28 protein-coding genes and 1 pseudogene are annotated in these 26,499 nt (G+C 36.5%); 2 read left to right on the forward strand and 27 right to left on the reverse strand.

Translation table 11 applies throughout. The features are described from left to right. Positions 1 to 51 precede the first annotated feature (51 nt). From HMPREF3270_RS09005 to HMPREF3270_RS09090, 17 genes are all read right to left on the reverse strand, one after another. Positions 52 to 702: a 50S ribosomal protein L25/general stress protein Ctc gene (locus tag HMPREF3270_RS09005; protein ID WP_002481916.1), complete on the reverse strand. Its 651-nt coding sequence runs from the start codon at positions 700 to 702 to the stop codon at positions 52 to 54. 240 nt (positions 703 to 942) lie between these two features. Next, a complete protein-coding gene (locus tag HMPREF3270_RS09010; RefSeq protein ID WP_002481915.1) occupies positions 943 to 1,908 on the reverse strand; it encodes a ribose-phosphate diphosphokinase in 966 nt (321 codons plus the stop codon). A gap of 102 nt (positions 1,909 to 2,010) precedes the next feature. Beyond that, positions 2,011 to 3,375: a bifunctional UDP-N-acetylglucosamine diphosphorylase/glucosamine-1-phosphate N-acetyltransferase GlmU gene (gene glmU, locus HMPREF3270_RS09015; RefSeq protein WP_070848540.1), complete on the reverse strand. Its 1,365-nt coding sequence runs from the start codon at positions 3,373 to 3,375 to the stop codon at positions 2,011 to 2,013. Between the two features lie 269 nt (positions 3,376 to 3,644). Then, positions 3,645 to 3,962, reverse strand: a complete 318-nt coding sequence (gene spoVG, locus HMPREF3270_RS09020; protein WP_002481913.1) for a septation regulator SpoVG — start codon at positions 3,960 to 3,962, stop codon at positions 3,645 to 3,647. Positions 3,963 to 4,026: 64 nt separating this feature from the next. Then, positions 4,027 to 4,407, reverse strand: a complete 381-nt coding sequence (locus HMPREF3270_RS09025) for a RidA family protein (RefSeq protein ID WP_002481912.1) — start codon at positions 4,405 to 4,407, stop codon at positions 4,027 to 4,029. 16 nt (positions 4,408 to 4,423) lie between these two features. After that, a complete protein-coding gene (purR, locus tag HMPREF3270_RS09030) occupies positions 4,424 to 5,248 on the reverse strand; it encodes a pur operon repressor (RefSeq protein WP_002481911.1) in 825 nt (274 codons plus the stop codon). A 16-nt stretch (positions 5,249 to 5,264) separates the two neighbouring features. Beyond that, positions 5,265 to 6,119 carry a 4-(cytidine 5'-diphospho)-2-C-methyl-D-erythritol kinase gene (ispE, locus tag HMPREF3270_RS09035; protein WP_002481910.1) on the reverse strand — a complete coding sequence of 285 codons (855 nt, stop codon included), beginning with the start codon at positions 6,117 to 6,119 and terminating at the stop codon, positions 5,265 to 5,267. A gap of 518 nt (positions 6,120 to 6,637) precedes the next feature. Next, the gene (gene veg / locus HMPREF3270_RS09040) at positions 6,638 to 6,901 is read right to left on the reverse strand and encodes a biofilm formation stimulator Veg (RefSeq protein ID WP_002481909.1); all 264 of its coding nucleotides are present in this window, start codon (positions 6,899 to 6,901) and stop codon (positions 6,638 to 6,640) included. Between the two features lie 99 nt (positions 6,902 to 7,000). Next, entirely contained in the window at positions 7,001 to 7,888 is an 888-nt protein-coding gene (gene rsmA, locus HMPREF3270_RS09045; RefSeq protein ID WP_037556669.1) for a 16S rRNA (adenine(1518)-N(6)/adenine(1519)-N(6))-dimethyltransferase RsmA, read from the reverse strand. Positions 7,889 to 7,891: 3 nt separating this feature from the next. Further along, entirely contained in the window at positions 7,892 to 8,443 is a 552-nt protein-coding gene (rnmV, locus tag HMPREF3270_RS09050; protein ID WP_070848539.1) for a ribonuclease M5, read from the reverse strand. Positions 8,444 to 8,979: 536 nt separating this feature from the next. Beyond that, positions 8,980 to 9,753, reverse strand: a complete 774-nt coding sequence (locus HMPREF3270_RS09055) for a TatD family hydrolase (RefSeq protein WP_070867245.1) — start codon at positions 9,751 to 9,753, stop codon at positions 8,980 to 8,982. A 149-nt stretch (positions 9,754 to 9,902) separates the two neighbouring features. Continuing rightward, the gene (metG, locus tag HMPREF3270_RS09060; RefSeq protein WP_256324365.1) at positions 9,903 to 11,936 is read right to left on the reverse strand and encodes a methionine--tRNA ligase; all 2,034 of its coding nucleotides are present in this window, start codon (positions 11,934 to 11,936) and stop codon (positions 9,903 to 9,905) included. A 408-nt stretch (positions 11,937 to 12,344) separates the two neighbouring features. After that, complete coding sequence (locus HMPREF3270_RS09065) at positions 12,345 to 12,563, reverse strand: hypothetical protein (RefSeq protein WP_002481904.1); 219 nt, start codon at positions 12,561 to 12,563, stop codon at positions 12,345 to 12,347. A gap of 102 nt (positions 12,564 to 12,665) precedes the next feature. Then, the gene (locus HMPREF3270_RS09070; RefSeq protein ID WP_256324363.1) at positions 12,666 to 13,037 is read right to left on the reverse strand and encodes a hypothetical protein; all 372 of its coding nucleotides are present in this window, start codon (positions 13,035 to 13,037) and stop codon (positions 12,666 to 12,668) included. A 24-nt stretch (positions 13,038 to 13,061) separates the two neighbouring features. Further along, on the reverse strand, positions 13,062 to 13,661 hold the full coding sequence (locus HMPREF3270_RS09075; protein WP_070848536.1) for a DUF5080 family protein: 600 nt from the start codon (positions 13,659 to 13,661) through the stop codon (positions 13,062 to 13,064). A 165-nt stretch (positions 13,662 to 13,826) separates the two neighbouring features. Continuing rightward, positions 13,827 to 14,228 (reverse strand): DUF5079 family protein, encoded by a 402-nt coding sequence (locus HMPREF3270_RS14435; RefSeq protein ID WP_083326818.1) that lies wholly within the window; start codon positions 14,226 to 14,228, stop codon positions 13,827 to 13,829. Between the two features lie 356 nt (positions 14,229 to 14,584). Further along, a complete protein-coding gene (locus tag HMPREF3270_RS09090; protein WP_070848534.1) occupies positions 14,585 to 15,268 on the reverse strand; it encodes a DUF5079 family protein in 684 nt (227 codons plus the stop codon). 908 nt (positions 15,269 to 16,176) lie between these two features. Here HMPREF3270_RS09090 and HMPREF3270_RS14440 point away from each other — a divergent pair. Continuing rightward, positions 16,177 to 16,489: pseudogene (locus HMPREF3270_RS14440) on the forward strand (CHAP domain-containing protein); the annotation flags it as partial. Positions 16,490 to 16,603: 114 nt separating this feature from the next. Then, the gene (locus HMPREF3270_RS09095; protein ID WP_256324364.1) at positions 16,604 to 17,461 is read left to right on the forward strand and encodes a DUF1672 family protein; all 858 of its coding nucleotides are present in this window, start codon (positions 16,604 to 16,606) and stop codon (positions 17,459 to 17,461) included. A gap of 95 nt (positions 17,462 to 17,556) precedes the next feature. Here the strand turns inward: HMPREF3270_RS09095 and lip are convergent, their stop codons facing one another. The 10 genes from lip to HMPREF3270_RS09145 all read right to left on the reverse strand — a co-directional run bounded on the left by lip (position 17,557) and on the right by HMPREF3270_RS09145 (position 26,352). After that, the gene (lip, locus tag HMPREF3270_RS09100) at positions 17,557 to 19,494 is read right to left on the reverse strand and encodes a YSIRK-targeted triacylglycerol lipase (RefSeq protein WP_070848532.1); all 1,938 of its coding nucleotides are present in this window, start codon (positions 19,492 to 19,494) and stop codon (positions 17,557 to 17,559) included. A 159-nt stretch (positions 19,495 to 19,653) separates the two neighbouring features. Next, on the reverse strand, positions 19,654 to 20,490 hold the full coding sequence (gene rsmI, locus HMPREF3270_RS09105) for a 16S rRNA (cytidine(1402)-2'-O)-methyltransferase (RefSeq protein ID WP_070848531.1): 837 nt from the start codon (positions 20,488 to 20,490) through the stop codon (positions 19,654 to 19,656). 1 nt (position 20,491) lies between these two features. Further along, a complete protein-coding gene (locus HMPREF3270_RS09110; protein ID WP_023016290.1) occupies positions 20,492 to 20,749 on the reverse strand; it encodes a GIY-YIG nuclease family protein in 258 nt (85 codons plus the stop codon). Then, positions 20,739 to 21,467, reverse strand: a complete 729-nt coding sequence (locus tag HMPREF3270_RS09115) for a tRNA1(Val) (adenine(37)-N6)-methyltransferase (RefSeq protein ID WP_023016291.1) — start codon at positions 21,465 to 21,467, stop codon at positions 20,739 to 20,741. The genes HMPREF3270_RS09110 and HMPREF3270_RS09115 overlap by 11 nt, the downstream gene beginning before the upstream one ends. Positions 21,468 to 21,577: 110 nt before the next feature. Further along, positions 21,578 to 21,949 carry a DNA replication initiation control protein YabA gene (gene yabA, locus HMPREF3270_RS09120; protein ID WP_002481888.1) on the reverse strand — a complete coding sequence of 124 codons (372 nt, stop codon included), beginning with the start codon at positions 21,947 to 21,949 and terminating at the stop codon, positions 21,578 to 21,580. A 16-nt stretch (positions 21,950 to 21,965) separates the two neighbouring features. Continuing rightward, positions 21,966 to 22,772, reverse strand: coding sequence for a PSP1 domain-containing protein (locus HMPREF3270_RS09125; RefSeq protein ID WP_002481887.1), 807 nt, complete (start codon positions 22,770 to 22,772; stop codon positions 21,966 to 21,968). Beyond that, complete coding sequence (locus HMPREF3270_RS09130) at positions 22,773 to 23,699, reverse strand: DNA polymerase III subunit delta' C-terminal domain-containing protein (RefSeq protein ID WP_023016293.1); 927 nt, start codon at positions 23,697 to 23,699, stop codon at positions 22,773 to 22,775. It abuts the gene before it with no gap. A gap of 154 nt (positions 23,700 to 23,853) precedes the next feature. Then, complete coding sequence (locus tag HMPREF3270_RS09135) at positions 23,854 to 24,183, reverse strand: cyclic-di-AMP receptor (RefSeq protein WP_002481885.1); 330 nt, start codon at positions 24,181 to 24,183, stop codon at positions 23,854 to 23,856. 209 nt (positions 24,184 to 24,392) lie between these two features. Continuing rightward, the gene (gene tmk, locus HMPREF3270_RS09140) at positions 24,393 to 25,013 is read right to left on the reverse strand and encodes a dTMP kinase (protein ID WP_061054930.1); all 621 of its coding nucleotides are present in this window, start codon (positions 25,011 to 25,013) and stop codon (positions 24,393 to 24,395) included. Between the two features lies 1 nt (position 25,014). Continuing rightward, positions 25,015 to 26,352: an aminotransferase class V-fold PLP-dependent enzyme gene (locus HMPREF3270_RS09145; protein ID WP_070848530.1), complete on the reverse strand. Its 1,338-nt coding sequence runs from the start codon at positions 26,350 to 26,352 to the stop codon at positions 25,015 to 25,017. Positions 26,353 to 26,499 lie beyond the last annotated feature (147 nt).

Consider the following 26,499-nt stretch of genomic DNA (forward strand, 5'->3'; position numbering starts at 1 on the left):
TTATTAGAAGTCAGAACATTTATGTCCCGGCCCCACAAATATAAGAAAAAATTATTCTTCTTCTTCGTCTTCTTTGTTTTCTCCAACAACTTCTGGTTCTGGAGTATCAGCGTCGCCTGCTTCAACTTCTTGGATTTCTTCTTCGCTTGGTCCTTGAGTTGGAGGTGTTACAGTTACAACTGTATCTTCAGGATCGTTTTCGATTGTGAAGTCGCCTGTTACTTTCAAGTCTTGAACTGCGATAGTGTCACCGATTTCTAATTCAGTGATATCTGCTTCAAGATATTCAGGAATGTTGTCTGGAGTTGCAGTAACTTCAACGTAGAATAATGGTTGGTCAACTACGCCGCCTTCTTTAGCGCCTACTGCTTCACCAACTAAGTGTACAGGTACTTCAACAGTACGTTCTTCAGTCATGTTGATTGCTAAGAAGTCGATGTGTGTAACTTGGTTTTTAAGTGGGTCGTATTGGTAGTCAGCTACCATTACTTTGATTGTTTTAGAACCTACACCTAAGTCAATAACACCGTTACGTCCAACTTCACGGATAACTTTGATGAATTCTACTTCATCAACTTTAACTGATACGTTTTTTTGGCCGTAACCATACATAACTGCTGGTACTTTACCTGAGTTTCTGATTGCTGTTAAATCAGAACGTCTTTGTTTACCTTGACGGATAATAGACTTTAATGAAGCCATTTCCTTTTTCCACCTTTCGTATATGAGATATCAGATCGTTGCTTATAATAAGCGTTCAATAGTCAATCTCTCCGGCACTTGCCCATCGGTTGTTTGACCGCTTGCAAGTGTTTGATATGTTCGTTACAGAAAGTCACGAACGGAATTATTATACACATTTTTACAAATTACGTCAACTGCTCATTTGATTTAATACTGTGAAAATGAAAAAACTGCAGCCAAAGACTGCAGTTTTAATCATTAGTCGAATAATACACTCACTGATTCTCTTTCGTAAACACGAACGATTGCTTGAGCAATTAATCCAGCAATTGATAATTCAGTTGTGTTTTCTGGTTTGCGACCATCGTCAAGGCGGATTGAGTTTGTCACAATCAATTCTTTGATTGCTGAGTTTTCAATACGTTCTTTCGCTGGTCCAGAAAGTACAGCGTGTGAACAACAAGCATAAACTTCTTTAGCACCTTTGTCTTTCAACGCTTGTGCTGCTAATGTGATTGTTCCAGCTGTATCGATAATGTCGTCAATAATAATTGCAGTACGTCCATCAATATCACCTACGATATTCATAACTTCTGCAACGTTTGGTTTTGGACGACGTTTGTCGATAATTGCGATTGGTGTTTTCAAAATGTCTGCTAATTTACGTGCGCGTGTCACGCCGCCGTGGTCTGGTGAAACCACAACTGTTTCTTCTGGGTCGATATCAGGATTGCTCTTGAAGTATTCCGCAAGAATCGGTACACCCATTAAGTGATCGATTGGAATATCGAAGAATCCTTGAATTTGTGGTGCGTGCAAGTCTAAAGCGATCATACGGTCTGCGCCTGCTACTTGAATCAAGTTAGCAACTAATTTCGCAGTAATCGGCTCACGGCTGCGTGCTTTACGGTCTTGACGTGCATAACCATAATAAGGAACCACAATGTTAATTGTTGCCGCAGAAGCACGTTTACATGCATCTATCATAATCAACAATTCCATTAAATGTACGTTAACCGGATAAGATGTAGGTTGGATAATGAAGACGTCGCAACCTCGGATACTTTCTTCAATATTGATTTGGATTTCGCCGTCACTGAAACGTTTTACCGAACATTTCCCTAATTCAATTCCAATGTTATCCGCTACTTCACGTGCAAGCGGCTCATTTCCTTTCAACGAGAAAATCTTTAAAGATGAATTTTTATATTCATTAGCTAACATTTATAGTCCTCCATTTATTTGCATTCATGCGTCGTTCAGGTCGAACTGATACATAACATCCTATTTAATTTTACTGAATTGGACAAGATACATCAATAGTTGTTAGTCGTTATTTTTATTTAAATAGCCTAGTTTTGTTGTTTGTCTTGCGCGTGCAAGGGCTAAACTGTCATTTGGAATATCGTCTGTAATTGTTGAGCCAGCGGCGATTAAGACACCATCACCGACTGTTACAGGTGCAACTAGATTTGTGTTGCAACCGATAAATGAATCTTTTCCGATAATTGTTTTAAATTTATTTTTACCATCGTAATTGACTGTAATCGAACCACAACCGACATTCGTACGTTCGCCGATTTCAGCATCTCCGATGTAACTTAAGTGCGATACTTTCGCACCATCTTTAAGTTCTGCTTTCTTCACTTCGACAAAGTTGCCGACTTTCACTTCATTACCTAAATGTGCGTTTGGTCTTAATTGTGCGAATGGACCTACTGTTGTATCATCGCCGACTGTCGCATCATTGACCACTGATTGTTTAATTGTCGTACGATTACCGATAGTACTGTTATTAACATCTGAGTATTGACCGATAACTGTATCTTCACCGATGACAGTGCCTTTACCTAAATGCGCACCTGGTTCAATAATTGTATCCATACCAATTTGTACATCGGCTTCAATATACGTTGAAGCTGGATCAATTAAAGTGACACCATTACGCATATGATACTCATTCACACGTTCACGATAAGCCGCTTCTGCTTTACTTAACGCAACACGGTCGTTCACTCCCATAATTTCATCAAAGTCATCTGTACGATAAGCGTCTGCGATTTTACCCGCTTCAAGCGCTAACGTAATGACATCTGGTAAATAATATTCACCTTGTGCATTGTCGTTTTTAACTTTTTCTAATAACTCGAATAATAAAACGTTATCGAATGCGAAAATACCTGTACTGATTTCATCGATTTCGCGTTCAGCTTCTGTCGCATCTTTTTGTTCTACAATTTTAGCCAAACGGCCATCTTGATCTCTGACAATACGACCATATCCGAATGGATTGTCAGCTGTCGCAGACAGCACTGTAACACCTGCTTGTTGTGCTTCATGGTAATCTGCCAAAGCTTTTAATGTTTCAGGTGTGATAAGCGGAGTATCGCCGCACACGACCAACGTTGTGCCTTCTTTACCTTTCAATTCATCAGCTGCCATTTTCACAGCGTGCGCTGTACCTAATTGTTCCTCTTGGAAGCTATAAGATGATTGACTTCCTAAAGTTTCTTTCACACTTTCAGCACCGTGTCCGACGATTGTGACAATTTCATCTGTTCCTGCTTGTTTCACGCTGTCGACCACATGCTCAATCATACTTTTGCCCGCTACTTTATGTAGCACTTTGTAAAGTTTCGATTTCATTCTGGTACCTTTACCAGCTGCTAATACTACCGCATATCTCTGCATGACTGCGAACCCTCCAATAATTTTACACTTCGTTATTATTATAAATTAAGGTAAGTTGCACTTTCAAGACTCACCCTTACATCCGTTTGAGGAGATAAGCTGAACAAGTCCGTTTTATCATAGCATATCTTTTTAATATTTTACACAATATTGTTTGGTGATAAAAAAGACTCGTGCATTCAAGTTATCCAGCCCATCAAATGGTATAAAAAACCCTCGATCACATGACCGAGGGTTTAAAAGTTACATTTCTATCTTTAAGCTTTTAATTAAGCTTCTTCGTTATCATTATCTTCTGATTCTGATGGTTTCGCATTCTTATCTGGAATAACTTCATCAGTTTCATCATATACTTTCATCACTGCATCTTGAATTTCTTGTCTCATATCTGAATTAATCGGATGCGCGATGTCACGGAATTCACCATCTGGTGTGCGTTTGCTCGGCATTGCGACGAATAGACCTGAGTTGCCTTCAATTACACGCAAATCATGGACTACGAATGCGTCGTCTAGTGTGATTGACACTAGTGCTTTCATTCTTCCATCAGTTTGTATTTTTCTAAGTCTTACATCTGTCACTTTCATGTAGTGAGCCCCCCTAGTATATCTCTCTATTGTCTTATAGAAGCTTACAATATTTAATTAAAAATTATTTTCCTTTAACTTGAGCGATAACCTCAATCTCAACTTTTACGTCTTTTGGCAGACGCGCAACTTCCACACAGCTTCTTGCTGGTTTATGCGCATCGAAGTATAAGCCGTAAACTTCGTTGATTTCTTGGAAATCGTTCATATCTTTAATAAAGATATTTGCTTTAATCACTGAATCCATATCGGCACCCGCTTCTTGTAAAACCGCTTTAAGGTTTTCAAGTACTTGACGCGTTTGTACCTGTACTTCATCACTGACAAGTTCATTAAATTCATTTAGTGGAATCTGTCCTGAAGTGTAAACCAAATCATTCACGACAACTGCGTGTGAATAAGGGCCTAAAGCTTCAGGCGCTTTATTACTGTGAATCGTCTTCATGTTGTTGACCGCTCCTTTATGAGAATTTAGATAAAACATTGCCTTGTTCGACTTTAAAGTCCTGATTGTATTCATCTACATCAGACAGTCTTACCAAGGAAGTATAATCTTCAATCAATCTTTGTTTGACTTCTTTAGATTCTACAAGTACTGATACCCCCTTGACATGCGCTTTAAACTCATTCATTAAATTCATCACGCCATTTATCGAGCCGCCCGCGCGCATAAAGTCATCGACAATTAATACATTCGAATTTTCTTTTAGTGTGCGTTTCGACAAGACCATTGTTTCGATCTTGCGCGAAGAACCCGATACATAGTTGATAGAGACTGTAGAACCCTCAGTTACTTTATTATCCTTTCGAATAACAACTACTGGTAAATTTAATACATTTGCTACGGCATTGGCAAGAGATATCCCTTTTGTCGCAATCGTCACAATCGCATCTAAGTCTTCATCCATATAAATTGTCGCAATCAAACGTCCAACTTTATTCAACAATTCTGGATTGCCCATCAAGTCGGATAGGAATAAATATCCACCTGGCAATAAGCGCTCTTTTTCTTGAAGATGTACAATCACTTCATCAATCACTTGTTCTGCTTCTTCTTTGCTCATTGTCGGACGATATGTCACACCACCGCTTGCACCTGCAGTCGTAATCACTGTACCCAGCTTTTCTTTATGCAAGGTTTCGCGAACAATGTGGATGTCCTCACTGATTGATGATTTCGCTTGTTTAAATTTCTTCACAAAATGCGTCAATGGTATCAACTTGTTTGGATGGCTCATCAAATAATGAGTCATATACACAATGCGTTCGCTTCGTTTATAACGCAAGAGAATCCTTCCTTTCTTAACCTAGTAATCTGACTAAATAAACCTCGTTACAGCACCCGTGAACCGCGTTATATATGTTTTGTGCTTGCTTATAATGTTTCGCTAAGCTATATACCGTCGGGCCGCTGCCGCTCATCAACGCGCCATCTGCACCGCTGTTAAGCATATTTTGTTTCAGCTTTTGAATGTCTGGATGCATGTCCATGGAAATCGCTTCTAAGCTATTAGATAACGACGCACAGATTTGCTTATAATCTCCGTCTTCAATTGCTTTGATACATGCATCTGATTGTGTCGCTTGCTGCGGTGTTTCTTCAATATGCAACGCTTGAAACACACAAGGTGTTGAAATGCCGACGTTCGGCTTTGCGATGACTACCCAAGCTTTCGGCGGGCGTTTCAACAAACGTACTTTTTCACCATGTCCTGTACATACCGCTGTTTTGCTGTAAATACAAAAAGGCACATCGGAACCGACCTGACTTGCCAAACGACTTAAATCATCTAAGGACAAACCAAGTTCAAATAACCGATTCATTGCACGCATTGTGGCTGCAGCATCAGCAGAACCACCGCCAAGGCCTGCTGACACTGGAATTTCCTTTTCCAGTACAATCGTCACACCTTGTTGGATTTGATATGTTTCTTTCATCAGCATTGCTGCTTTATACGCTAAATTCTTCGCGTTTTCAGGCACAAAATTATAATCCACTTGTACAACAACACGTTGATCTTCACGCTTTTCAACAGTAACGCGGTCATTCAAGTCCACCGTTGTCATTACCATTTCAACTTCATGAAACCCATCATTTCTTTTATAAAGTGCATCTAAAGTGAAGTTAATTTTGGCAGGTGCCTTTTCATATATCATCTTACCGCCCACCTTTACTGTTAAATTTGCTTTAGTTCAGAAATGTCTGCTTCGCCTATCAGGCGACGAGAGAGGTTCCCTCTTCTTTCACAGCATTAAAATGACGTTCATCATTTGCATTAGTGTTATTATAACACGAACATTACCATATATCACAGTGCTTAATGTTATGAAAATGAAAAAGTTTTAACTAAGTTGCGAAGATGTTTTATATTCACGCTTCGTAAAGAGATACTTGCTGTTACTCAACTTCATACCTATGCATACAAATTGAAAATTTAACATAGAAATTTCAATTTTCGATTCACAAAGCAACCCGCATCATCACAGTGAATAGCAAAACCACTACCACAAACTTAAAATTCTGTATAATGGCTAGCGCAATCTGTACAAGTATTCAGAAGACCTTTGAGATCTGAAGGTCCTCAAACCTAAAATAAAGCAAAATAAAAAAGAGGAATCCTGAATCAGGATTCCTCTTTTTTATACGAAGCATATAGCTTCAATGTTATGATATTCTAGTGTGCAACTGCATCCTGGTGATTTTCATCCACAAACGAAACTTGGACGTTTTCTGTCAACACATCAGTGTATGTATAAGATACACGTTCAAAGTTGTGTTTATCTTGGTCTAATTCAACAACGAATACCGCTGGATATGTTTCTGATAACACGCCGCAACGTTCGATTGTTTTTTTACGACCACCATTTGCTTTAAGTACAATACGGTTTCCTAAATGACACTCGAGTGCATTTTTGATTTCCCAAATTGATTTTGGCATATTGCTCCACCTCGCTACAAATTGTATTATAACACATTTATAGCGATTCAGTCAAATAAAATTTAAATTTTAACAATCGACGGGCAGCATGTCAATATTTTAAAACTCTAATTCCGGGAAATTTTTCAAGTTAGTGTACAAATTCGCAAATTCTTTAATAGATAATGTTTCTCCACGACGTCTTGGATCAATTCCACTCTCATCTAGCCAAGTTTTAATCTTGTCTTTCAGTTTTTTACCATCGAAAAATAAGCTTTGATAATTATTTGCGATTGTTTTTCGACGTTGGCTGAATGCTGCTTTTGTCATTTTAAAGAAGCGATCTTCATCGTCTACAGAGACAATCGGTTCAGTACGTTTCATCAGTTTAACCACAATCGAATCTACATTCGGAGGTGGCATAAAGACTGTTTTAGGCACAGTCAGTACTTTAGATGTTTCAGTATAATACTGCGCCACAATCGATAATGAACCATAAGCTTTTGTGCCGACAGCCGCATTTAAACGTTCTCCAACTTCTTTCTGCATCATCACCACATAGCCATCAATCGGTAAAGACTGAGACATCAAGTTCAATAAAATAGGTGTCGTTATATAATACGGTAAGTTCGCAACGACCATAATCTTATCGCAGTCTGAAAAATGTGTTTGCACTGCTTCTACCACATTTGCTTTTAAAATGTCTTCATTAATCACAGTCACATTGTCATAATCTGACAAAGTATCATCTAAAACAGGAATCAAGCGTTGGTCAATTTCAAATGCTACGACTTTTTTCGCATGTTTCGCTAATTGTTCTGTTAAAGACCCCATACCAGGACCGACTTCAATAACACCCGTTGTTTCGTCAATGTTGCTCGCTTCGATAATTTTATGAATAATATTCACATCAATTAAGAAGTTTTGACCTAAACTCTTCTTAAAATCGAATTGATATTTATCTAACAAGGCACGCGTACGTGTCGGTGTTGCTATATCTTTTTTCATCACTTACGTTTCACTTCCTTTATCTTCATTCAAAGCAGCTCTGACATCTGCTTCTGTATAACCAAACGCATTTAATTTCTTTAAAAGTTGTTTGCCGTTGGAATGACCAATATGTAATTTACGCCCTAATACTTCTCGTTTATGACGCGCATCAGGTCCGACAATTAAACCTAAATCAATCAAAACAGCTTTGCTGATAGATTCCATGCCTTCTTCAAACGGTGAAGATACATGCATTAACGCTTTTCTGATGGCTTCAAATGAGGCATGTTCCACCCCGATTTTACCACGTTTATTTTTCGCTTGTTCACGGTCAATATACGCATGTTTCACACCTGGTACATGATCACGAATCGTATTTCGAATTTTATCACCCGGGAAATCTGGGTCTGTTAAAACAATTACACCTCTTGTTTCTTGCGCATATCGAATCACATCTAACGTTTCTGCATTAATGGCACTGCCATTTGTTTCTATCGTATCGCACTCTACTGCACGTTTAACACGCTCTGTATCATCGCGGCCTTCTACCACAATAAACTCATTTATTTTCATCGCTTTCGTCACCTTTCACAGTGTTAACTTTAATACTATACCATATCTGTCAGCATGAAAAATAAAACATCGTCACGTTATATCCTATCTTGTTTAATTATATATTTTGATGTCAAAAGCCAAAATCTTTATTATTTACATTAAGATGGAGAACAACATGCGCTAACATGTTATCATTCTGGGCGCGTTAAAAAGACGGTGGCGAAAGTTATAGCCATTCAACCAAAGTTGGATGGTTATTTTTTATGCCTTTATTTCCTTTGTTGACTACTTACAAGGATTAAACCTATCATCGTCAAGAAGACCATAAGCATTTCATAATCACTCATCGTATATCCTCTCTGGAGTTGTGCATCATAGGCATCAGCCCTTTGAATGGATTAGCCACCATCTATCCAACTTGCTTGAAAAGGTTATAATATGAACAGGACTTATATTCTTATATAAAAATATGATTTTAATATCATAAAAATGATACATTCAAACATGACGAAAGCGCCCTTCTGATGTAGAACGGCGCTTTCTTTTTCGCTATATTATTGATTTAAGTTAAATAATCTTTCCGCATTTTCAGTCGTTTGTTTTGCGACTTCTTCGTAACTAATACCGCGTAAATCTGCGATTTGTTCCGCAACTAATGTCACGCGCATCGGTTCGTTACGTTTACCTCTATAAGGGTGCGGTGATAAATAAGGTGCATCTGTTTCTACTAATAGACGATCTAATGGCACATGTTTTGCGACTTCTTTAGGCTGTTTCGCATTTTTGAATGTGACAGGTCCGCCTAATGAAATATAGAAACCGAGTTTATTAATCACGACATCTGCGATTTCAGGTGAACCGCTGAAACTATGCATAATACCGCCGACTTCTTCTGCGTGTTCCTCCATTAGAATATCCACACAATCTTGTGTCGCTTCACGATTATGAATGACAATCGGCAAGTTCACACGTTTTGCGAGTGAGATTTGTTTACGGAACACTTCTTTTTGAACATCTTTTGGTGATTTATCCCAGTGATAGTCTAAGCCCATTTCACCGATGCCGATCACTTTAGGGTGCTCGGCTAATTTTTCAATCCATTGTTCACGTTCTTCTGTGTAATCAATCGCATCCACTGGATGCCAACCAATAATCGCATATAAGAAATCATATTGTTCCACAAGTTCCATCGCACGTTCAATCGTTGGTGTATCAAATCCAACGACAAACATGCGATCGACACCTGCATCTCTTGCACGGTCGATGACTTCTTGTAAATCTTCATCATATTGTTCTGCGTTTAAATGTACATGTGTATCAATTAACATGATGTGTACTCCTTTCATTACTGCTTTTCTCAGTGTTCATACACTATGATTATACCCATTCTTTCTATGAAACATTTGAAATTATGAGTAAGCGTCAAAGAAGCGGCTCAAACAGCATTCGCTGCAAGCCGCTTGTCTTGATTGTTCAATTATTTAATCACTGCACCGTTAGGAATCGCATTCGGCAAGCTGACAAGTGTTAAGACACCGTCTTTTTCTGCTGATAGAATCATACCTTCTGATTTACGGCCCATTAATTTTGCTGGTTTCAAGTTCGTCACAACTGCGACTTTTTTACCGATAATATCATCAGGTTCATAGAATTTTGCGATACCTGAAACGATTTGGCGTTGTTCTTCGCCTAAATCTACTTGAATTTTTAAGAGTTTTTCTGATTTCTTCACATTTTCTGCATCCATTACTGTTGCAGCTTTGATTTCAACTTTATCGAAATCTTTAATTGTGATTTGAGGTTTCGCGTCTTCTTGTGCTTCCTCTTTTATTTCTTCTTTTGCTTCTTCAGCTTGTGGTGCTGAACCTTGCATTGAGTCTTTAATAAATGCCACTTCTGCTTCTGTATCTAAACGAGGGAAAATCGGTTTAGGTTTTTCAGTTACTGTAATCGGTTCAGTTAATGCACCATATGAATTTAAGCTGTCTAGTTCATATAGTTCAGGACTATTGATGTGTAATTGCGCAAAGATTTCACGTGGTGCGTGTGTTAAGAATGGGCGTAATAAGACAGCTGCGAAGCGGATATTTTCCACTAAGTGCGCCATCACGTTGCCAAGCATTTCTCTTTGGCTGTCATCTTTAGCTAAAATCCATGGTGTTGTTTCATCAATATATTTATTCGTACGGCTGATGAACTTCCATACTGTTGAAAGTGCAACAGAGAACTGTAAGTTTTCCATATTTTGATGGTATTCTTTGACTGTATCTAATGCGAATTGTTCCATCTCAGCATCTAAGTCATGTTTTGGTCCTTCATACGCAGGCAACTCGCCGCCGAAGTATTTGTTGATCATCGCAATCGTACGGTTGACTAAGTTACCTAAGTCATTGGCTAAATCAAAGTTTGTACGGTCAACGAACGCTTCTGGTGTGAAGACACCGTCAGAACCAAATGGTAATTCTCGCATTAAGTAGTAACGTGTCGCATCTAAGCCATAACGATCGATTAAAACGTTCGGATCTACGACGTTACCTTTAGATTTACTCATTTTACCGTCTCTCATTAAAATCCAACCGTGTGCGAAGACGCGTTTTGGAAGCGGTAAGTCTAGCGCCATTAATAAAATCGGCCACACGATAGAGTGGAAACGCACAATTTCTTTCGCCATTAAGTGTAAATCAGCCGGCCAATATTTTTGGAATAGGCTATCATCATCTGATAAATAACCAAGAGCTGAAATATAGTTCACCAACGCATCAATCCATACGTAAACAACGTGTTTAGGATTAGACGGTACTTGTACGCCCCAATCAAATGTCGTACGTGAGACAGCCAAGTCTGTTAATCCTGGTTTAATAAAGTTGTTAATCATTTCGTTCTTACGAGAAGGAGGTTGAATGAATTCAGGGTTCGCATCATAGAATTCTAATAAGCGATCCGCATATTTAGAAATATTGAAGAAGTAACTTTCTTCTTTAACTAATTCTACTTCATGTCCAGAATCCGGGCTTTTACCGCCGATAATATTGCCATCATTATCGTATTCTGGGTCATCAAGTTGAGATTCTGTATAGTAAGTTTCATCCGGTACAGAATACCAGCCTTCATATTCACCAAGGTAAATATCACCTTGTGCTAATAGACGTTCAAAGACTTTCTCTACAACTTCTTTGTGACGTTTTTCAGTTGTTCTGATAAAGTCATCATTTGAAATCTCTAATTTTTCCCATAACGCTTTAATACCTTTAATCATGTCATCTAGGTATTCTAATTCTGTAAGGCCAGCTTTATGTGCCTTTTCTTGAATTTTTTGGCCATGTTCGTCTGTACCTGTCAAATAACGTACATCATAGCCTTGCATGCGTTTGTAGCGCGCAATGACGTCGCCTGCTACAGTTGAATAGGCATGCCCAATGTGTAATTTACCACTCGGGTAATAAATAGGTGTTGTTATATAAAATGTATCTTTCGCCATTCCATGCTCCTCCTTGTATCTTACATAATTAATATATCTAAATTCAGTATTGATTTCAATGCAGAGTCCCCGTCATGACAGTCTCAGAAACACACTCAACATGACTTCTAACGCAAAATAAGTCCTTGTACTCTTCATATAAGTTCGACTGATTTGATTCCATATGTATATATTGTAACAATTCTAATGAACGGTGCATATAGAGACGATGTTGATTATGTAAAATTGACATAAAAATAAAAAGAAACTCACAAATGTTTATTTATGAGCCAAAACGATTTGATGTAGTTTTTTCTTGGTTAGTGATTATTAATAGGAAATAAGCTGACTATATCACCTATTATCTGCACTAAACGTATTCATTTGATTTATTATTCCTTAATCAACCCCTTGTATTGATGAAAGCAACAGAACCCGAGAAAGCGTTCTGTTGCTGAGGAATTAAGTAAATAATCTTATAATCGCAAACGTCACACTGACCACTGTAACGATGATTGCGATATTTAATAATTTTCCGCCTTGTTCTTGTTGGTATTTTTTGTATTTCGCACTACAAATAATACTTCCAACTCCAAAGATTGGCATAATTAATGAGAGGACAATGAAAACCCAAGCCCAAACTTTTAATGTTTTTCCTGCTTCTTTCACTTTTTCTGCCATGTTGTTGCGCTCCTTATATGTTTATTCTCCTGCTTTTTAGGAACAGGACACACCCATCTACTCATTTAGGAATACACACGTGTGTCCGTTCCTATGAAGCAGTTATTTCACTCTTTTCAGTAAACCTTGTGCGTCTTTTTTGTAATGCAACTCATGTTTTTGATCTTTGAATTCATACTTCACTACTACTTGGTCGACGTCATCATTTCCAGAGAAAGGCATGGATGACATGCTGCCGATGAATTTAGTCGGGAGGTCTACGTCTTCGGCGAAGTGAAGCGGCACAGTCAATTTTTTATCTTTCTTATCATAAACAACCTGTTTATGATCAATCTTAAATATTTTTACAGCTTCTAACTTTCTATCAGCTTTATGCAAATCATTTTTTACAGAACCAGGAAGAGGATCCCCCTTCGCGCAACCCATTACGATAACCATCAATAGGCATAAACTCATCAAACAAATTTTCTTCATAGTTTACTCCTTCGATTTAAATTGTTAAATAATGATTGAATAGAAGATTAACAAAATCAACGTTCCTAACGGTCTGAGTGTGATAAACGAAAATTTTCTTCTTCTAACTGCTAATACAATATCAATAACCAAATAAATAATAACCATTAAAAACAGGATAAGACCTATTGTGAAAATACCGCCTGCTAAATCATCTTTTAAAACAGGTGTTAACTTTAATTTAATCGCAATCATACAAACAATAGAGATAATTGCTGAAATAATACCTTTATACTTAGATGAAGCAAGATTAATTTGAATACTTTCAATGTCTTCATACTGTTCCTTAGTTACTGAATGTTCTGAGAGAGGATCCAAACTTCTTAGCTCCACTTTATAAGGACGTGTCCAAAACGATTTAATCGCCAACCATCCGTATACCACTACACTTATAATGAGCACAAGTATGTAATTCTGTAATGAACTAAAACTAGAATCTACAAAGAAGAATGTAATCAAAAAGATTAACGCAGATATACCATAGGCAATCCATTGCAGTAATTTAATACCTTCCGCATACATTACCGAAGTAATATACACCACGTAATACAAACCTGCCATTAAAATTAATAATAAATATATCATATGTTTTCTCCTACATTTCCATAACCTTTACTTTCAACATCTCACCTTGCCAATGTTCAGGTTCAACTGAAAATTCTACCTTTGCCAAATTAGGCATGATTAGTGCGTCTAGTTCCATAATGCTTTTACTTCTTTTTTGTTAGCGGAACTTAATTTTAGAATTTATTATTCGAGAAATTCATCCGCATCTTCCAACTCAAAATTCGATAACACCTGAGTATAATGTATATACAATAAAAAAACATTATAATAGCTAATCAATATTAAGCCTATCGTTACTAAAAACATATATTTCGAATCATTGATATTTGGTACGAGTATATATTCTATAATCTTTTCTACTACTACAATTAAACTGATGCCAAAAAGTATTGCTATAACTAGTATCTTGCTTTCAACTTTGTCTTTATGGTTTTTTCCTTTTAACCAACTAGGCGTCTTATGTAAAAGTATTACTCCAAACATAAATGACAATATACATAAAACCATTGTTATAGATCCTACAATCCAAATTTCAAATAAAACTATCCCTTTTCTTACAACCAAAAAATAGTAAGTATTATACACGGCAAAATAGCGCTATACATAGCTAAAACATTGATTATAAATAAAACCAGAGCTTTTCTTTTCATGCTTTTATGATTCTTGGGTCTTCGAATTACATAAATCAAAAAAGTGGATATACTAACTAAAAGCATGAATAGCCATATTATTACGAGATACCAAGGTGTCTCAGATATAGTCAATCCATAAAAATATTGAGCGCTCGACATCGCTAATGGGATTAATGTTAAACTTCCTAATATTTGTGGCATAGGGCTTCTTAACTTTTCATAAGCAGCATTCAATTTTAAGTCATTCCTTTGAAAATCTAAGCTTATTTTACATAAAATTGATATTGATAAAATTTATTTAGATATTTGTTATTTGAAAAATTCATCTGCATCTTCCAATTCATAATTCGATAATACTTGGGTGTAATGTATGTAAAGCATAAAGATAACGAAATATACGAACGGCATCATCCCTCCTATCGCTAAAATCATAAACTTTGATTGATTGATATTCGGAATTGTAAAATATTCAATCACTTTTTGAATTAAAACTACTAAACTAAAAAGGAATAAAATTATCATTGCTATCACTTTACCAGAAATCTGTTCATCTTTTTTCTTGGTTTTAAGCCAAAATGGTGTATTACTAAGCAAATAAATTCCGCAAATGAAAGCAATTAAACACACAAACATTGTAATTATACCAACACTCCAAAAAAAAGTGAGATCAACACCATTTTCAGCAGCCATAAAGAAATAAGCGTTGTATAAAGAGATAACCACGCAATATAAAGCTAAAATATCTAAAATCATCAACTTAAAAGCACTTTTTTTCATATCTTCATGATTTTTAGGATATTGTAAAAACAATACAAAAAAACATGACATAGAAACTACAATAATTAATATACTACTTACTATTAAATACATGGGTGTGCTTTCTATAGTTAGACTATAAAAATACTGAACAAAACCTGGAAAACTAAATAAAATAGAAAATACACCTAAGATTTGCGGAAGTGGATTTCTTAATTTTTTATATGCATCATTCAATCTAACAACCTCTTTCTATTTAATAATTTCAATATTAACAACTAAAATACAACACCCAATCTTTAACCAGATTTTACAAAAATGGTAAGTTTTTAACAATTGAACTTTCTACATAACCAACTCTTTTTTAGTTTGTTTCCATGTATCAGAATTCCTAAATTTATTCATGTATTTATTAGCTTTAGCGGTATCATCAAGTGATTTTCCATCTAATATTTTATCTTCTACTACAAATCAAATTATCATTCTATCTACCAAACCAACACCTGCTTCAATGGATCCACTAGTTGCTACACCTATCATTTGCTATAAATAAAATTTGGAGATAGATGTTAATTTATTTCTTCAAAATGATTGAAAACCTGACATCTCCTATTTGCTGAAAATTTACCTTGTCATGGGTTAAGTCTGGTAAAGTACATCTAATTATTACTACAAGATTATGATTTAGCTCTTATCTCTTCTTAACTTATTTTATTTAAGCCATTGCACTTCATAACCCTATTTGCTATCTTAAGTTTTAGAAAATACTATTTACACTTTATTTGTTAATTAGTATTTTTAAAATTATCATATAAAACTTTACATGTTTTGTATAGAGCGTTTACAGTTTTTTTACACTTTGTTTTATCTCACTCTCTTTATTTTAATATCTTTGAAAAGGACTCTATAAATAATGAAAAACACAAAATCAACATTATCTTTTTTATCACTAATCATTTCTAATTCATTAATTTTAAGTAATGTTGTACCTTTTTTAAACTCTAGAAGAAGCCATAAGTAAGCATTCGAATGCAGCTTTTAAAGTGAATACTTGAGATGACTCATTTACATACAGTTATGGTCAAAATGTTCTATCATAACCACAACATTCTGAACCAAGTACCATTCATACCAACCAACAAGCAAATAATTTATATACGCCGAGGCAATATACCTTATAAACGTGCAGCAAATGGTAATACTATCAGCACATTTTGGGGAGATGCTAAAAACTGAGCAAGCCAAGCACAAGCTGATGGTTTTATAGTTAATAATCAACCTAAAAAAGGTGCTGTTTTCCAAACACCCATAGGCGTTTGGGGACATGTGGCTTATGTAGAACGCGTCAATATGGATGGTAGTGTGTTTATTTCCGAAATGAACTATATTGCACCATACATCGTGTCTACACGTACTATTTCTGCTTCAGAAGCACGAAATTATAATTATATCCATTAATAATAAGCAACATTAATAAAATATATTTAACCAAAATAATTAATGAGGTGACCTATGAAAAAGATATGCAGCACCATTATCATTTCTACTTTATTACTAGGAGGATGCAACAATTTGAATAATTCTTTCACAAACAAAGTCCCTGACACTATGCCTGTTAATGAATATAAAGGCCGAGGTTTTCAACCTCATGCTGAAAAGAAAGTCATTGAATTAGCAAAGAAACATTATAATGAATATGCAGAATTAGGAGAAAGATTCTTTCAAGATAATTTCGGTTTGAAGGTTAAAGCTACTAATGTGGTCGGCAGCGGAGATGGTGTGGAAGTATTTGTCCATTGTGATGATCATGACATCATGTTTAATTCTAGTATTGTTTTAACATCGGACTCTTTAGGTCATAAAGGATCAATGCGTGCTAAAGGTGAAAGCGACGAACTTTCTACTCAAATTGGAAAAGTAGTCAGCGGCTTTGACTACAAAGCCAACAAGAAAGAATACGATGAACTTTATCAATACTTCAAAGATAATCAAAAAAAATACAGTTATTACGGGTTTACTAAAGAAGCTATAAACAAAACACGAAACTCTGGCTATGAAAATGAATTTTTCTGGATAAGTGGTTATCCTATTGACTTGGCCCAATACGATAAATACTACAAACCTTTGATTCAAATGAATCAAAAAGAATTCAGCGAAAAGTATCATCAAGCTAGATACAATGCCACTGGTGGTGTAACTAAAACACACGTTATCACTACATTTTTTGATACTAACTCAGATTATAATAAAGATAAGGAAGACTATAAGTTATTAGATCTTGCAGATGCCATTCAAAAAAATCAACTTGGCCCTGATAAAAGCGAAGTGAAATATACATTAACCTATACAAGCAATGAAATCACCACTTATGACGGCACAAAGAATGGAAATAACGAAATGTCTTATGGGGTTTATAATAGTGAACAATAAATTTTCAGAACAAAATAAATACTTTGATAATCTTCATTTTAATAAATAGACATTAATAACGCACCGAAATCACTTGGATAACGGTGCGTTATTGATTAGATATCTAATTCTTCTATACGCATCATATGATTAATCAAACCTGCATAAAAGCCTTGTAATTCTTGGCCTGTATGTTTAAAGTCTAAGGCATCTAGACCGACAAAATCTAAATGATCCCAACCTTTCATGACCGGTGTCACTTGCCAGATGCCTTTTTTCAAGCCATCTGTAAATTCAGTAAAAGCTTGCCCTGTTGGATAGAGTGAAGATACCACAGAAACGATACCGTCATTTGGACGCAATGCTTGGTTCTCCTCACTTCCAATGACACGACTCGTTGAATCAAAAAGGAAGAATTGTCCAATATCAGGGATATGATTTCCCGTTAAACCTTCATGACTCGCCAAACCTGTATAAGTAGTATAAACAATGTTAGGGTTCATCGGTGTCATTTGATTTAATTTTTCTGAGCCTTCTGATGTTAAATCATACATCGCATTATCATCAGTATCCCAAAGTTTACTTTGCGCAACACGTTGTGCGTATTCAATATAAGATTCATTTTCCCTTTGTTTGAATCCCCATTTTTCAAAACCAAAATCGATATTTGCGAGTTTACCACCGCCCATACGTCCTAACGCATAAACAATATCTTTAAAGGCTTTTTCATTACCAATTCGATCCGCTGCGGCTGAACCGTTATGCGGTGTGCCTAAAGTTGTAATAGAGGCAATCATATGGTCTTTCCCTCCTTCAAATAAAGAGGAGATTGTTCCACCATGTTGACGTTGGTAATCTATTTCTTCTTGATTACCAAAGCGTAAAAAATGTTCTAAAAGCCGGATTGTTTGTCCACCCATACTGTGGCCGACCATATGCACCTTTTTGCCAGGCGCCCATTCATGAAAGACCCCTGCATAAGTTCTGCCATATCGAGAATGTCCATATTTCTCCGCATGTGCTGCACCATAATCTACTGTGCCGCCTTTAATATAATAATATAACTCTATTGCGCGATCATAATTACTGCTGAAAGCACCTACACTCGCTTCATAAGCTTCGTACCCTTTTTCACGCAGTCCATCTATCACACGATACTTATCTCCACCCCAATAATTGGGATATAAGTCTGGCTTTATTTCACCTGTAAAGCCCATAAATCCATGTACAAATATAACTGGATATTGATTAATCGCTTGTTGTGCTTTATTAGTTTTTAAACTTTCTGTATGTGGAACAGGTGCTTGTTGGGCCGTACGTTGCGTTGGTTTTGTTTGTGTTTCTTCTGTTTTGGCTTCTTCTTTTGGTGCCGCTTCAGTTTTCTCATCATCCTCTTGAGATGTAAGAGTTGATTTGATTTCTGGCGCAGGAGCGGTTTTCGGTTCTACTTCTGACGAAACATGCGTCTGTACTGTTTCTTCTTCAGAAGTTGAGGTCGTTTTAGATAATATTTCTGTATTTTTAATCTCTTCTTTTTTATTTTCAGGTGCTTCTACTTGTTGGATGACATCTTCTGTAACCTTTTGTTCTTCATAGTTTGTCACAGAATCATTATCTACTGGCGCTGGTTGTTCGTACTGTTTTGGTTTTAGTGGTTCACTATGATTAGGTTTTTCTTGTTTTGTTTGTGATCCTTCATGAATCTGAGATGAGGATGCTTCTTGTTCAAGGTTAGTAGTATTTTGTTCCTGTATATTTTTTTCTGAAGATGGTGTATTCACATGACTTGTTTGTGTTTCAGAACGCTTGGTAGAAATATCTGGTTGTGTTTCAACCTGTTGTGCTGTCGTTATATCTTTTGATGGTAACAGTTGTTCATTTTCTTGTGTATGTTCCGCTTCTACCTGTGTTTCGTGGTGTGTTTGTGTGGATTCTTCCGCATGTGCTGATGTGCTTAGACCCATAAATACAAAGGATACGATAAGTGTTGATCCAGCTCCGACTGTAAACTTTCTTATCGCATAGTGATGGTGTGTTTGATTATTTTTCTTCATTTTGAATTGCTCCTATTCTAGTGGTGTCCTTCACTAAAGAAAAATAATAACGGGCTCCCATAATATAGATGAATAATTAACTGTACTACTTTAAAATAACACATTTTTGTGTCACTCAGTGTTAATTTTCTTATTTGTTATATTTCTTTTACATCATTTTTATTTTATCTGATGGTAAATATCGTAAACTTCTCCTGTTTTCATCTGACGGTCTTCAGCGACTTGTTTAATCGCCTTTTTCGGTTTCATATTTTGACGGATATAATGTTCAACATGTTCATGAATATCTAACTCACTGAACCATTCTGTCTCTTCTTTTGGTGCTGCACCCTCTATTAAGATAACAAATTCACCTTTAGTCGGAATGTCACCATTTGTGACCGCTTCTACCAATGTTTGAACTGGTGCCGTCTGAATCTCTTCAAACTTCTTAGTTAATTCTCGACCCAAAGCGACTGGTCGTGTTTCATCAATTTCCGCTATAGCTTTTAGTGTATCTGCCACACGAAACGGGCTTTCATAAATAATTACAGTAGAGTCTTCAAACATACGCTGTTCAAGTGCTGCTTTTTTATCTTTTGCTTTTCTCGGTAAGAATCCGACAAACGTATACACAAACGAAGGTAAGCCGCTTCCCATCAACGCAGTCAACCCTGCATTCGGTCCAGGAATCGGTACAACATCAATACCTGCTTCACGCGCACGCACCACTAATTCATAACCTGGATCACTGATTAACGGTAAGCCGGCATCAGAGACTAATGCGATACTTTGCCCTTCTAATAAAAGTTCAATTAAAGGTTCAGTCTGCGTCTCTTTATTATGTTCATGATAAGATTTTAAGGGTGTCTCAATCTCATAATGATGACATAATTTCTTTGTGACACGTGTATCTTCACAGGCAATCATATCGACAGATTTTAAAGTGTCTACTGCACGAAATGTGATATCTGCTAAATTTCCGATGGGTGTTCCGACTAAATAAAGTGTTCCCATGTTATTGCTTGCCCCTTTCAATGAGCTGTAATTTTTGTGTTCTCGTGAATGTTTTAATTTCATACTCACGTTTCATCGCTTCTGACTTTGTTTCATAACCTTCTTGATAAAGTAATACAACGGGACGTCTAGTTTTAGTATACTTGGCACCTTTACCCGCATTGTGTTTTTCAATTCTTGCTTGAACGTTATTGGTATACCCAGTATATAATGTGCCGTCTTTACATCGTACGATATAAATATAATGTTCAATTGCCATAATAAATCGCACTCATTTCTTTTGTATATTGGCCATCTGCTGTATACATATAAAATGGCGGCGCAATATCCAAACCAGGTTTGCCGTCTTTACGTCCTTCTACAAGAATCGCATGCGCTGCTTTACCAGGTTTACTATAAACCATTGTCAGTTTCTTTGGTTCAATACGGTGCTGTCTGAATTCAAATAATACATCCATTAAACGTTCTGCACGATGTACCATGACAAAACGACCGCCTTGTTTCAATAAATGTTTCGCAGCATTCACACAATCAGCCAGTGTACACATTACTTCATGACGCGCAATTTTATGTGCTTCTTTTTGATGTTGATGCGTTTGAATTGTTTTGAAGTACGGCGGATTACATGTGACAACGTTATAGCTTGAAGGTTGAAAGTGTTGTTGAACATGTCTTAAATCCATTTCATACATTTGAATACGCGCTTCTAAATGATTATGGCGAATACTGCGTTCAGCCATATCCACTAATTGTGGTTGGATTTCAATCGCATCTATCATGTGATTTCCTTTGTCTGAAAGTAATAAAGGAATGACGCCGTTACCTGAACATAAATCCATTACTTTGTCACGTTTTCTAAGCTGGGTAAAATGGCCTAATAATAAAGCATCCGTCGAAAAGGAAAAGACTTCATCATTTTGAATTATTTCTAACTGTTCTTTTAATAGACAATCTAAACGTTCATTTTCTTTCAACATGATTTTCTCCAATTTTTGATTAAATATGTATAAATGAGAACCTCTTCAGGTTCTCATTCAAGCTTTCAAATAGAATATGACATTCTTTTGATATATTAAAACAATCGCTTTTAGGATTGTTCTTCTAATGTTTGTAAACAAAATAAGCAATCTTCACCATTACGATGTTTACCGAATAAATCGCCTTTACAGATATGGAAGCCTTCTTGATATAAAATCGCTAAGTTCTCCTTACTGCTTAAACGAGGTTTCTTTTTTTCTTTAGACTTTTGCTCAGGCTTATCTGAAACATCTGTTGATTCAGTTCCTGTTTCTTGTGAACGGCCGATTAATTGTTTCAAATGTTTGTTTTCAACTTCCAACGCAACATTTTCTTCTATAAGCTGCATGGTGATGGTCTTTAATTCTGCCGTGTCTTGATACAATTGTTTAACATTGGTTTCAAGACGCAATAGTCTCTCCATTATTTCTCTGCGTTCCAAAAGCCTGTGGCCTCCCTTAATAGATTGCTTCTAAATCATCAACTGAGTATTCTAAAGGTTGTTCTAAACCTTCAACTTTGACTTGCATTGAAATATCTAACATATTCAAGCCTACCACTGTACCTTGACCATCAGGCGTATCAATTTTTGTTCCCACATCAGGTAATTGTTCTCTGGCAGCTTCATATTGATCATTTTCATATTTTAAGCAGCACATTAAACGACCGCAAGCGCCTGAAATTTTTGTAGGATTTAATGATAAGTTCTGATCTTTTGCCATTTTAATCGATACAGGTTCAAAGTCACCTAAGAACGTTGAACAACATAGCGAACGGCCGCAAGGTCCGATACCACCAAGTAATTTAGCCTCATCGCGCACGCCGATTTGACGTAATTCAATACGTGTTCTTAACTTTGCGGCTAAAATCTTTACCAACTTTCTAAAGTCGATACGATCATCCGCAGTAAAGTTGAAAATCACTTTTGATTTATCTAATGTATACTCACAATTGACTAAACGCATTTCTAAACCTAATTCTTCTACAGATGCTTTACAGAAATCCATTGCAGCATCTGCATCTTCTTCGTTACATGCACATTGTTCTAAATCATTGTCAGTTGCGACACGAATGATTTGTTTTAACGGTAATGTAACATCTTCCTCATCTACCGTTAGTGCAGCATCTTTGACATCACCGACTTCTACACCACGTTTAGACTCTACAACAACTCTGTCACCACAACAAAGTTCAGCATCTTCAACCGGTGCATAATACTCAAGCTTACCAGCTTTTTGGAATTGTACGCCAATCACTTGAAGCATTTAGCCCACCCCCTTAATTACGATTTGTTCAAATACGAGTGTTGGATTCACATTTTGTGTTAACTTCTTATGTGCCTCCGTTATATGATCATACATATGCGTTAATTGGTCATATGTTAAACGTTGTGCATATTGTTTAATATCTGTTTCTAATTCAGAGAATACCAAGTATCCTGAAATGTCTGCTTTTTCATGCATAATATCTTGGAAGAATGCATTCACGACTGACAATGTCAGTTGCTGTAGCTTTTTATTTTTAGCTGCTTTCATTAAATCGACCAAAGCAATTAAAGCCATTGCACGATTCGTCAGCAGTAATTGGCACCAATTGATAATGTTTTTGCGTAAATTTGCTAAATCATATTCCTCATTCAGCGCACGAGCTTCTTCGATTTGTGAGGTATAAGTACTCAACATTTCAGCAATCGGTTTAGATATCTCTTGTTCTTTCAGACGTTCCACGAGTTGTGCTTGTGACATCGGTTTAAAATAAACATGCTGACAACGCGAATGGATTGTACTGAGAATTTGTTCTGGTTTCGTCGACAGCAATATCGCAATCGTATTTTCTGGTGGTTCTTCTAAGAACTTTAAAATACTATTCTCACCTTGAACGGTAAGTTTCTCAAAGCCATTGATAATATAGACTTTGTGACTGCCTTCAACGGGTAATTGATTCATCACATGAACTAACGCTTCAATCTTTTCTTTCTTCAGATTTGCCTCATCTGTTGTGACATATCTGAAATCAGGATGATTGAAACCGTCAACTTTCGCTTGGCATATTTCATTGTCATTGCATAGTATCAACTTCGCAAAAGCCATAGCCGTTTGCTGCATCGTTTGTGCATCATCGCCTTCAAATAAATAGGCATGCGAAAGCTTTCCAGATTGATACGCATTCGTCAATCTTGATAATTCATCCATTCAATTTGTCACCTTTCCATAATGAAAAAGGGCAGGAACTCATGAGTTTAATCATTGATTGTCTCTTTACAATCTCGATTACACGCTCGTCCCGACCCCCACTATTTATAGACTGTTATTTATGTCGAATCATAGATTCATGTCATGTTTATCATTAAAATCTGTGGAACGCATCAACAGGCATTACGAATACTGTCGCGCCGCCGACTTCTACTTCAACTGGATATGGAATGTAAGAGTCTGCACTGCCGCCCATTGGCGTAATTGGTGATACAAGTTGTTCTCTATTTCCACATGTTTTATTGATAACATTTAGTAAATCATCTACTTTGTCATCATCAACACCGCATAGGAATGTTGTATTTCCTGCGCGTAGGAATCCACCTGTTGTCGCGAGTTTAGTAGCTCGGAAATTATTTTTGACGAGTTGGTCAGACAACTCTTGACTATCTTGGTCTTGAACAATTGCAATTACCATTTTCATAACTAACACCTCTTTGTAATATTATAGCATATTGTGATGGTAGAGCCTGTTTAAAACTAAATAGAAATAACTAAAATGATGCCTGATTTCTTGATGTTTTCTATTAATATTTTACCTTCATCTTTTAGGTCTGCTGTAATTAAAGTTTAACAAATTATACTACGTGAACCCGCACGCTTGCAACAACTTCCAAAGCAATCATCTAAAGCTTATGCTTGGCTAGACAAATGTTGGACAATTGCTTGATAAGCAGCATCAACAACCGCCTCAATAGATTGATTTGCATCAATGACCGCAAAACGCTCTGGTTCTTGTTCGATTAATTGATGATACCCTTCAATAACCCGTTGATGAAATGCGATACTCTCATGATCCAAACGATTCATGTCTCGCGCATTACTTTGAATCCGTGCTCTTCCCGTTTCAGCCGTAATGTCTAGATACACTGTTAAATCCGGATACAAACCATTAATCGCAAATTCATTAATTGCTCTGACTTCCTCTACACCAATACCTCTCGCATAACCTTGGTAAGCAAGCGAACTATCGATATAGCGGTCACACAATACTACTCTTCCCGCTTTTAGCGCTGGTAAGACTTTTTCTACTAAATGTTCTCTGCGTGATGCCGCAAATAATAAGGCTTCGGTACGCTCATCAACAGCTTCGCCTTCTAATAAAATTTCTCGAATTTGTTCTGCAGCGGGTACCCCGCCAGGTTCTCTCGTTGTTAAGACTTCAAATTGTGCTTGTAAGCGTTCAGAAACTTGGTTTAAAACCGTTGTTTTACCGGAACCTTCTGGTCCTTCAAATGTGATAAATGCTGACATGTTATTCATCCTTAATATTTATAGTTCTATGCTTTATACCTTCTACTCTAATTCCTTGTGCTACCCAGTCTTCCATAATATCGATCATTTCTTGATGAATGCGTTCACCTTTATAAAACACCGGTATACCTGGAGGATAAGGTACAATATGTTGAGCTAACAATTCACCTGCAGCTTCACTAAAATCGATACGTCTCATTTGGGTTATCGTCACAGGCTGATAATATCCAACGTGTTCAGGCATTTTTGGGATAGTTACTGAAACCTCATTTGTCGTCTTCGGTAACTTTAATGCTTTAATTCGTTCTAATAATGATTCAAATGGGAACCGATCACCTTTATGCCACATCGGCAACACTAACAATACTTGTGTTTCATCTGAGAGTTCTACATAAAGGTGTTGTGCTTCTAACCATTGTTGGATGTCATAGCCTGTATACCCTGCGTATGTCAAAGTTATTTTAAGTGGATCATCCATCTCATGAACTTCTAATCCTTTAGCGCTTAATGCATCAAGTAGACGTTGACGTTGTGTGAAAAAATAAGTGCTTTCATATGTTTTATAAAATTGATGTGCACGCTCTAAGCCTGCCATTAATAAATACGAAGGACTTGATGATTGAAAGTAAGTTAAATACTCCATCACTTGTTCACGATAAGGCGCATTTTTATGTATAAAGATTACAGAGCTCATAGTCAAAGCAGGTAAACTTTTATGATAAGACTGTACGACGTAATCTGCCCCAAAAGAAAGTGCAGAGTTAGGGAAACCATTTAATCCAAAATGCGCACCATGCGCTTCATCTACTAACACAGATGTACCCTTCGCGTGCTGTTCTTTAATAAATGAAGCAATATCGAATAACTCACCGTAATAGTTAGGATATGTCACAATCGCTAGACTATTTGTACTTTCTTTTTGGTCTATGCGTGGCGCTACATATTGATGGGTTGTATCACTGATAGTCATCGGTAAAATTTCTGCATCTTTTTGAGCTAAATCTAAACCATGAAAGACTGATTTATGTACATTACGACTCATCACAATCGGTGCTTCTTGTTTTGCGGTTGCTTGAATCACTGATAAAAGACCTGAAGTTGTGCCATTTACTAAATAAAAGGCATCATAATCTGGATGCTTATCTAAGGTATGCATGCTTTCTTTTAATATGCCTTCAGGATGATGCAAGTCATCAAAATCAGTAATCTCAGTAATATCCATGGCTAAATCCATCTCATGTAATGTGCCGATTGTCATGTTTTTATGGCCAGGTACATGAAAAGAAATAGGTTGTTGTTTTAGAAAAGATTTAAGCTGATGATTTAATGGCAAATTCATTTTTCCACTACCTTCAATTTGGTAATTAACTCTTATTTTAACATATTTGAATCTAGTTCAACGATGAGAAATGAAAGAATTCTTCTCATTTCATTATCAAAAATTAAAAAATGGCATAAAAAAAGAGACCCTTTACAGGATCTCGTG

It is taken from the genome of Staphylococcus sp. HMSC65H10, assembly GCF_001839185.1.
Classification (GTDB): domain Bacteria; phylum Bacillota; class Bacilli; order Staphylococcales; family Staphylococcaceae; genus Staphylococcus; species Staphylococcus simulans.